The sequence below is a fragment of the Candidatus Curtissbacteria bacterium genome (assembly GCA_024654445.1).
GTDB lineage: Bacteria > Patescibacteriota > Microgenomatia > Curtissbacterales > GWA2-41-24 > JANLHP01.
The window spans coordinates 1-8589 of the sequence record JANLHP010000005.1; the positions used below are offsets into that span (position 1 = coordinate 1).

Genomic DNA, 8589 nt, shown 5'->3' on the forward strand with positions numbered 1-8589 from the left:
ATGGAAGAAATCGTCGGAATTTTTGCCAAACTCGGCTTTTTTCTCCAAAGCTATCCCGAAGTCGATTGGGATTGGTACGCTTTTGAATCCCTAAACATGCCAAAAGATCACCCTGCGAGAGACGACTGGGAAACTTTTTTCATCAAAGCTCCCACGAACTCCCGTTACGGGAGCCAGGTTCTCACACCTCACACATCAAACGGCCAGGTCCGTGAAATGGAGCGAGTCAAAAATCCGCCGATTCGAATGCTCAACATCGCAAGATGTTACCGAAGACAAATCGACGTTTCTCACACGCCAATGTTTCATCAATTCGAAGGTTTATTGGTCGACAAAAACGTATCGATTCCAGATCTCAAAGGAACTTTGGATTATTTCTCGACAAACTTTTTTGGCAAACAAAGAGTAACGAGGCTTCGCCCTCATCACTTCCGCTTCACCGAACCATCTTTCGAAGTCGACGTCACTTGTGGCGTTTGTTTAGGTAAAGGATGCCGTTTTTGCAAATCTGGCTGGGTCGAACTCGGCGGCGCGGGCATGGTTCACCCCAACGTTCTCAAAGCCGGAGGCATCGACCCAAAAGAATATTCCGGGTTCGCGTTCGGATGGGGAATAGAACGAACCATCGCCATGAGAACAGACCTTGGGGACATTCGTTTGCTTTACCAAAACGACCTAAGGTTCCTAGAACAATTCTAATGTTAAATTCGAAATACGAAACACGAGTTTATAAATTATGAATTTACTTATACCAGTTAACTGGCTTCGCGAATATTTAAAAACAGATGTAGCCGCAAAAACAATTGCTAGCTACCTAACCTTGTCCGGACCTTCGGTTGAGAGGATAGAAAAAAAAGGCGATGATTTTATTTTTGACGTTGAAGTAACCACCAATCGTCCAGACGCTTTCTCCATATACGGCTTGGCCAGAGAAGCAAACGCGATTCTTGCGGCGCAAGGAGAGAAGTCGAAGCTCGTCGACCCCAAAGGCTTAGATCTTCCTCTGGAGCCGGACAACCACGCCCAATACACGCTCGACGTTCTTATAAAAGACCCCAAGCTTTGCCCAAGATTTACAGCAATCATCCTCGACAACGTAAAAATCCGCCCGTCTCCCGCGTTCATTAAAAATGCTCTTACCAAAAGTAGTATCCGTCCTATTAATAACATCGTCGACATCACAAATTACGTCATGTTGGAATTGGGCCAACCAATGCACGCGTTCGACTATGACAAAATCTTAGGCAGCAAAATGATCCTTCGCCCAAGCCGAGAGGGCGAAAAAATAAAAACGATCGATGAGCTGATAAGAAAACTTCCAAAGGGCGCAATAGTCATCGAAGACGAAAAAAGGCCCATCGACCTCTGTGGAATAATGGGCGGCGCGAACTCCGCGATCAACAGCAGAACCAAAAGGGTTCTCTTCTTCGTTCAGGCTTACGACCCGATAACAATCAGAAAAACGACTCAAGCGTTAGCATTTAGAACAGACGCGGCGGCGAGATTTGAAAAGGGAATCGACCTCGAAGGAATACTGCCAGCGATGTCGCGCGCAATTTATCTTGCAAAGAAAACGTCAGGCGCCAAAATCGCTTCCGAGCTAATCGATATATATAAGGAAAAACCAACGCCCAAAACGATCAACCTTTATATTTCGAAGCTAAACAGCTACCTTGGAATGGAATTTGAGCCCGTCAAGGCTGCTGGAATCCTGTCCCTTTTGGGCTTTAAGGTAAAGACGTCACCGGCGGCGATAACAGCTACAGCACCCTCCTGGCGAACCCAGGACATGGAAACACAAGAGGATCTGGTAGAGGAAATCGCGCGCGTATATGGCTATCACAATTTGCCCAAAAAACTCCCTTCCGGCCAAATTCCGCTGGAAGAAGAAAGTATCCTTTCAAAAGTAATCGAGCTTAAAGGTGCACTCAAGTATTTGGGCCTGACAGAAATTATTTCTTATTCGATTATTTCCGAACAATTCCTAAAACTTTCCGGCGCGCACAAAGATCAGACAGTAGAGCTTGCTAACCCGCTGACATCCGAATGGCAGTATATGCGTCCGACAGTTTTGATTTCTCTGGCAGACGCGATCGCCAAAAACCAAAATATTTCCGACAACATCAAAATCTTCGAAGTTGCCAAGACCTACATCAAAAATGGCGACGATCTTCCAACTCAAGATTTAATGTTAACCATCGCACTACAAAAGACAGATTTTTACGCAATAAAAGGAATTGTCGAAAACATTTTCGAGGTCGTAAAAAGAAAAGCGTCTTTTTCTCAATTAAAATCAGCCAATTCGCTTTTTGAAAAAGAACTCTCCGCTCAAGTTAAGATCGGAGATAAGGTGGTCGGAACATTGGGAATGCTAAATGAGTCGGTAACTGATAATTTAGGCGTTGATGGGTCCATCGCCGCAGCAGAGCTCAATCTAACTGAGATTTACCAGCTACCAGCAACTAGTTACTCCTATAAACCAGTCCCCAAATATCCTCCGGTTATCGAAGACATTAGCGCGATAGTCGGCAAGAAAATGCCAATTGGCGAAATTATCGAAGAAGTTAAAAAAGCGGGAGATCCGCTCGTTAAAAAAGTAGAGATCCTGGATATTTTTGAAGACGAAAAACTCGGCGAAAATAAAAAATCAGTAACTCTGCGCCTAACTTATCAGAAATCATCCGGCACTCCGACCCAAGAAGAAGTAGCGCAGGTTCGCGACAAAATAATCTCTCACCTAGAAAAGTCCTTGTATGCAAAAGTCCGAAAGTAAAATTTTTCTTAAACAATGACAGCCGTAGAGAGAGAACCATCTCCTATTACCCTTGCTATAGAAACATCTACTCGAGTTTCTTTTGCTCTTTATGAGTTTCACGTTAAGGACATCGGAGCCGTTCCAGAAGAGGAACTTATAGGCTTTGGACGAAAATCGCGAGAAGGGGTTCGTAAATTTACTGAACCAATAAGAGATCACTTACCTGAATCAATACACGTAGGGGTTCACAAGGATAAAAAAGGTGTCATCTGGACAACCGAGTACAAAGCCCAAACCAACGATTTAATAGAGACAAACTATCAAGATGGGAAAGTAGTAATAATTAGATTAGCAAGCCCATTCTCGTGGTCTCTGCACGGATATGAAATTCCTCTTTTAGTAAAAGAAGCATTGGTTCGAGAACAGAAAACCCAGGAGGAATAAGGACAAAACACAGAGCATCCGGGTTGAGGACAATACACCTTAAGGGTACAATCTAGAAATGGTCCACAGACACGTAAAACGAACCTTCCTTATCCTTTTTATCACCGGACTGATTTTAACCGGACTCTTTGGCTGGCTGTTTTTGGGCGCGGAGAAAAAGCAGGAGCAAGCTATCCAGCAAATCAAGGAAAGAATTAAGCCCCTCGAAAGATACACCTACGAAAACCTTTCCAGGTCTCAATATAAGCCAAGCGAAATAACAATCGGAGAAGTTTTAAAAAAAGATCCTAACTACGTTTCTTACAAATTCTACTTTAATATTGACCCTCAAATAAACTCCGGCCAAACAAAAAAAGTCAGCGGCCAACTAAATGTCCCGGACGCCCCTGGCCCTTTTCCGGTCATCATAATGAATCGGGGCTTTATGGAACAGGAAGGTTACCAGAGCGGTGACGGAACAAGAAGGTCGAGCGAGATTTTTGCCACAAATGGATTTATTACTCTGGCGCCAGACTTTTTGGGATTTGCAGATTCCGACCCACAATCTGACAATTCAATAGAGGACCGCTTTCAAACGTACGTCACAGTTTTGACTCTGCTTGAGTCTATTCCTAATCTAAATTCGGCACTGCAGACGACTCCTGTCCTAGCTAGAGCGGACTCTGGCCGAGTCGGTCTTTGGGGACACAGCAACGGAGGTCAGATCACTCTGACAGCTTTGGAGATAACAGGCAAACCATACCCGACAGTCCTTTGGGCACCCGTCACCAAACCCTTCCCGTATTCAATATTCTATTACACAGACGAATTCGACGACCACGGCAAAGCTCTAAGGAAGGCAGTTGCCGATTTTGAAGAAGACTACGACGCAGAAAATTTCTCTCTTACAAATTATATCGACCGCATTAACGCTCCAATCCAGCTTCATCAAGGCGGCGCGGACAAAGAAGTACCCGTTTGGTGGTCCGACGATTTTGTTGAAGCGATGGAAGAAAAACAAAAAGAAGTCGAATACCTTATCTATCCGGGCGAAGATCACAACTTTTTGGGCGGCAGCTGGAACACAATCGTCCTGCGCAACATCGCCTTCTACCGCCAATCTTTAAATGAGGTAAAATAGCCAGGTGAACCTATTCTTCGATATAGAGACCATCCCAGCTCAGGAAGCACAACACGATATTTTGCGTGAAATCCACGCTAAGAAGTTGGAAGACGGCAAAAAGGTCGACGCGGAATTCGAAAACTATCTGGCCGCGACCTCTTTTGACGGCGCTTTCGGCAATATAATCTGTATCGGTTACGCGATAGACGAAAAACCAGTGGAAATACTAAAAAGCGAAGAGCCACAAATACTCAAAGACTTTTGGCAAATTGCCAAAGAGGCACACCTCTTCATCGGCTTTAACAACATGGACTTCGACCTAAGATTTATCTATCAACGCTCCATTATCCACGGCGTAATGCCGACTCAAAATCTAAGCTTCGCGCGTTACCGAAACAACCCTATTTACGACATCATGTGGGAATGGCGTAAGTGGGCGAGAGAACCATCGGTTTCACTAGACACTCTCGCCAAAGCTCTTAGCATCGAAAGCAGCAAGGGCGGCGAAATCGAAGGCAAAAACGTTTGGCAAGCCTACAAAGACGGTAGGCTGGAAGAAATTTGCGACTACTGCAAAAAAGACGTCGAAGTAACAAGATCGATCTACAAGAAGATGGTTCCGGGAACCCAAGCGCGAATGCCGTTTTAAATATGCGCAAACTTAAGCTTGCCCTTATCGCTTCGTCTCTCCTTGTTTTTACAATCGCGTTTTTAGTTAAAGACGATATCGAAGACTTCTACACACAACTCGCGTCTAATTTAAAAACCCTAGACCAAACGAGAGATTTCACGCTTAAAGAGGTAAAGCGAGAAATCTTCACGCCTCCGCCGCTCATCGCCAAAGAAGAATCAGAAACGTCCAATTTAACAGTATCCGGGACAATCCAGTGGACCAACGCACAGAGAAGGGAAAACGACGTTGCAGAGCTTAAAATGAACACCAAATTAAACGCGTCCGCGCAAGTTAAAGTAAACGACATGTTCAAAAACCAATATTTTGCGCACGATTCACCAAGCGGCAAAAGCGCGGGAGATCTAGCTCACGAAGCTGGCTACGATTACGTCCTGATCGGTGAAAACCTAGCGCTTGGAAATTTCGCGGACGATCAAACACTCGTCCAAGCTTGGATGGACAGCCCGGGTCACCGCGCAAATATTCTGAAAGAAGACTTCACAGAAATTGGTGTTGCGGTAGGCCGCGGTATATACGAAGGCAAAATGACATGGCTGGCAGTCCAGCATTTCGGCAAACCGATGCCAAACTGTCCATCACCAGATAATTCGCTCAAAAACCAGATAGAAGCCAACCAAGCGAAACTGAACCAATGGAAAGGGGAATTGGACGCAAAAAAGCAGGATATGGATAATACAAATCCAAAAAACGGGCCGGAATACGAAGCCAAGGTTAACAGCTACAACTCCCAGGTTGAGCTATACAACAGCCTTTTGACAAGCACTCGCCAAATGGTTGATAGTTATAACAGCCAGGTAAACAACTTCAACAACTGCGTTGGGAGTTAAAAAAGGTGAAATTGGATATCAAGAGGCATCTAGTTTGCATTCAGCCTCAAAATATCCTTAGGTGCGAGCGTAGCGAGCACCACAGGTTATTTGAGCCCCCTAGGCCCACAGCTCGAAGAGCGAGGACCGTAGGGTGCGCAGCACCCTATAGTTAATTTTTAGCCTCGATTGTCCTTAGGCGTGAGAGTAGCGAACGCCACAGGATATTTGAGCTCAAAGTTTGCTTTTTAGGCTCAAATGTCCTATAATACAAATAATGACTTCAGAGCGCGTAGGTGAGTTCGGCCAGTCAAATAGCGTACAAAAAAGAATCGCAGAGGCCACAAGGTCTGCCTTAGAGTGGTACGACACAGATCCAACTGCCAACGAGACGTGCAGTTATGTCGGCTCTAGGCTTGAAGCATTAAATACAATGTTTCACATCGGTCAAGCGTTCGTAAGAAGGGCAGACACACAGGGAGCAACTTTAGTCTTAAATGGAGAAAAAATATCAGCTCTTGTAAGAATAAACCTCCAAGACGTTCCAAATACAGACTTTTTTTCTACTGAAATGAGAGCAAAAAAACTTCACCACTTCATCAACAATGTGATTTTGCCAGCATTTAGAATTCTTGAAAATAACCCAAATCTTCTTGATGTAAGACCTGAGTTCTTTGGTATACGAGAAACTCCTCAAAGGATCTGGGCTGAGTAGCCACTGAGATGGATAAACCCAACGCTAAAGACTTTAAGAAAAAGCTTACCCCAGAACAGTACAACATCTGCTTTTTAAAAGGAACCGAACCCCCGTTTAGCGGAAAATATACCGATAATCACGACACTGGAATGTACGTGTGTATTGCCTGTGGTCAAAAACTGTTTTTGTCTTCCACGAAATTTGATAGCAACACCGGCTGGCCCAGTTTCTGGGACGTAGCAAAAGAAAACAACGTAAAGCTGGAAGAAGATACCTCTTTGGGCATGAGCAGGACAGAAGTTCTATGCAGCAACTGTGGAGCACACCTTGGCCACGTTTTTAACGATGGGCCAAGAGACAAAACAGGTTTAAGATATTGTATTAATTCATTAGCACTCGATTTTAAACCAAAGAAATAACGTGGCGGAAACTGACAGTCCGGAATTTGAGCAAGAAAACATCAAGACACACTGGAAAGAAAAGCTTTCGTGGGTCAGGAGAACGATAAAAGACCCGCAGGAACGAGGAGAGTTTGACAATGGCATTGCTCTCTACAGACAACTTGTCGAATCTGGCCGTATTAAGTTCGGAAGAAGCCTGTCCGACGATTACGAACACGCCCAACATTCCGGAAGTGATGCGGGCATAAACATTGAAGTAAGAGTTAGCAATTTCGTATTAGAAGACCCAAGGAAACTTTCTGCGAACAAGCGAACACGGATGGAAGATTCTGTAAAAAGGAACTTAAAGTATATAAATCAACGTTACGATGAAATTGTAAAAAGCGGATTCGGATCTCGTCTTGATCCAAAGAACCAATAAATGAGCAAAGAACACGTTTTGTATACAGCCGCATTCGTCGGCTTCGCAGCCGGCTCTTATGCTGTCCACGAATGGCACAAAAAAAGGTCTAAAAGCATAGCTGGTGAGCCAACAACAACACCGGAAGAGTTCAAAAAACACTTCAAAGAAAAAATTGAATGGTTAAAAAACCACACCTCAGATCCTTCACGATTTGCTGACCTTGCATCACTCACGATGGATTTTGAACCACTCCTAAATAGTAGCGAATTCAAGCTTGAAAACCCTGACTCCATAATTCTGCAAGATACTAAAATTATGTCTCCAAGCGATGAAGAATATCTAGAAGCAACGCTGTTAAGTACAATGAGAGCGGTTCTTACAAGTCGTCACCAAGCCAGGACGACCGGCTAACTTAGCCTTATTTGGGGCTCGTTAGCGAGAGTTTTCCAAAGAGTCATGGACGCGTAAGTTCTGTAAGGACTCCACACGAGCGACATTTCTTCCATTTGCGCTAACTTAAGGTCCTCAATTTCATATAGCCTTTCCATCGCTCGTCTTAAACCCAGGTCTCCAAGAGAAAATACATCTGGCCTTGCCAAACTAAACATTAAAAACATCTCCGCGCTCCAGGGCCCGATTCCTTTTATTTTTGTGAGTTCTTCGATTATTTCCTCGTTCGAAAGTTTATCAATACCCGCAAGAATTAGTTCTTTGTCGTTAACAGCCAGAGCCAGTCCCTTTATATAACTCACTTTCGTGCCCGAAAGACCAACCTTTCTTAGTTTTTCATCGCGAGTCTCAATAACAGCCTCCGGCGAAAAATCTGCACCATACAATTCCTGAAACCGAGACGCAATTGCTGCTGCCGATTTTACAGAAAGCTGTTGGCCGATTATTTTACGAACCAAATCCCAAAAATAATTTTCTGATTTGGTAAGAGGCCACAACTCGAGCCCCTTCGATGCTCGAAAGAGTATTGGATCAGCCTTTTTTATATGTTTAAGATATTTATCCATCGTGTTTCCGATTATATCGTTTTTGAGCAAAATTAAAGAAAAATTGGCAATTATGACGAAATTTGCCCGGGAATGACAACAATTGACGTCTGGACACAATAGAATGCAAGAATCTGAACAAGAAATTAAGGAAAATGGTCTTTTTGGGAAAATTCGTCAAAAACGAATGTAAATAAAGTATAACACAAAAATGGGGAGACTAACAATAAGCAAAAATTTTTTAGTAAATTTCAATTACCACGTACCAATCTCAAACAAGTTCTGCAAACCC

11 protein-coding genes are annotated in these 8589 nt (G+C 43.8%); 10 read left to right on the top strand and 1 reads right to left on the bottom strand.

From position 1 onward, the window contains the following. From pheS to NUV69_00425, 10 genes are all read left to right on the top strand, one after another. The coding region (gene pheS, locus NUV69_00380; GenBank protein MCR4324131.1) for a phenylalanine--tRNA ligase subunit alpha at window positions 1-699 on the top strand (699 nt) is incomplete at its 5' end. Between the two features lie 37 nt (window positions 700-736). Continuing rightward, window positions 737-2773 (top strand): phenylalanine--tRNA ligase subunit beta, encoded by a 2037-nt coding sequence (gene pheT / locus NUV69_00385; GenBank protein ID MCR4324132.1) that lies wholly within the window; start codon window positions 737-739, stop codon window positions 2771-2773. Window positions 2774-2788: 15 nt separating this feature from the next. After that, complete coding sequence (locus NUV69_00390; protein ID MCR4324133.1) at window positions 2789-3199, top strand: hypothetical protein; 411 nt, start codon at window positions 2789-2791, stop codon at window positions 3197-3199. Window positions 3200-3257: 58 nt separating this feature from the next. Next, window positions 3258-4319 (top strand): prolyl oligopeptidase family serine peptidase, encoded by a 1062-nt coding sequence (locus NUV69_00395; GenBank protein MCR4324134.1) that lies wholly within the window; start codon window positions 3258-3260, stop codon window positions 4317-4319. 4 nt (window positions 4320-4323) lie between these two features. Beyond that, window positions 4324-4950: a ribonuclease H-like domain-containing protein gene (locus NUV69_00400; GenBank protein ID MCR4324135.1), complete on the top strand. Its 627-nt coding sequence runs from the start codon at window positions 4324-4326 to the stop codon at window positions 4948-4950. A gap of 2 nt (window positions 4951-4952) precedes the next feature. Then, a complete protein-coding gene (locus NUV69_00405) occupies window positions 4953-5822 on the top strand; it encodes a CAP domain-containing protein (protein MCR4324136.1) in 870 nt (289 codons plus the stop codon). 256 nt (window positions 5823-6078) lie between these two features. After that, entirely contained in the window at window positions 6079-6516 is a 438-nt protein-coding gene (locus tag NUV69_00410) for a hypothetical protein (protein MCR4324137.1), read from the top strand. 8 nt (window positions 6517-6524) lie between these two features. After that, window positions 6525-6917, top strand: a complete 393-nt coding sequence (gene msrB / locus NUV69_00415) for a peptide-methionine (R)-S-oxide reductase MsrB (GenBank protein MCR4324138.1) — start codon at window positions 6525-6527, stop codon at window positions 6915-6917. 1 nt (window position 6918) lies between these two features. Continuing rightward, the gene (locus NUV69_00420; protein ID MCR4324139.1) at window positions 6919-7320 is read left to right on the top strand and encodes a hypothetical protein; all 402 of its coding nucleotides are present in this window, start codon (window positions 6919-6921) and stop codon (window positions 7318-7320) included. Further along, window positions 7321-7713, top strand: a complete 393-nt coding sequence (locus NUV69_00425) for a hypothetical protein (protein MCR4324140.1) — start codon at window positions 7321-7323, stop codon at window positions 7711-7713. It abuts the gene before it with no gap. Here the strand turns inward: NUV69_00425 and NUV69_00430 are convergent. Next, the gene (locus tag NUV69_00430; GenBank protein ID MCR4324141.1) at window positions 7710-8318 is read right to left on the bottom strand and encodes a DNA-3-methyladenine glycosylase 2 family protein; all 609 of its coding nucleotides are present in this window, start codon (window positions 8316-8318) and stop codon (window positions 7710-7712) included. The two genes, NUV69_00425 and NUV69_00430, sit on opposite strands and share 4 nt — an antisense overlap. Window positions 8319-8589: the final 271 nt, after the last annotated feature.

What these genes read in the sequence shown, in the direction of transcription:
- NUV69_00405 (MCR4324136.1), top strand. Translation starts at nt 4,953, where the DNA reads ATGCGCAAACTTAAGCTTGCCCTTATCGCTTCGTCTCTCCTTGTTTTT.
- NUV69_00430 (MCR4324141.1), bottom strand. Translation starts at nt 8,318, where the DNA reads ATGGATAAATATCTTAAACATATAAAAAAGGCTGATCCAATACTCTTT.
- NUV69_00425 (MCR4324140.1), top strand. Translation starts at nt 7,321, where the DNA reads ATGAGCAAAGAACACGTTTTGTATACAGCCGCATTCGTCGGCTTCGCA.
- NUV69_00395 (MCR4324134.1), top strand. Translation starts at nt 3,258, where the DNA reads ATGGTCCACAGACACGTAAAACGAACCTTCCTTATCCTTTTTATCACC.
- msrB (MCR4324138.1), top strand. Translation starts at nt 6,525, where the DNA reads ATGGATAAACCCAACGCTAAAGACTTTAAGAAAAAGCTTACCCCAGAA.
- NUV69_00410 (MCR4324137.1), top strand. Translation starts at nt 6,079, where the DNA reads ATGACTTCAGAGCGCGTAGGTGAGTTCGGCCAGTCAAATAGCGTACAA.
- NUV69_00390 (MCR4324133.1), top strand. Translation starts at nt 2,789, where the DNA reads ATGACAGCCGTAGAGAGAGAACCATCTCCTATTACCCTTGCTATAGAA.
- pheT (MCR4324132.1), top strand. Translation starts at nt 737, where the DNA reads ATGAATTTACTTATACCAGTTAACTGGCTTCGCGAATATTTAAAAACA.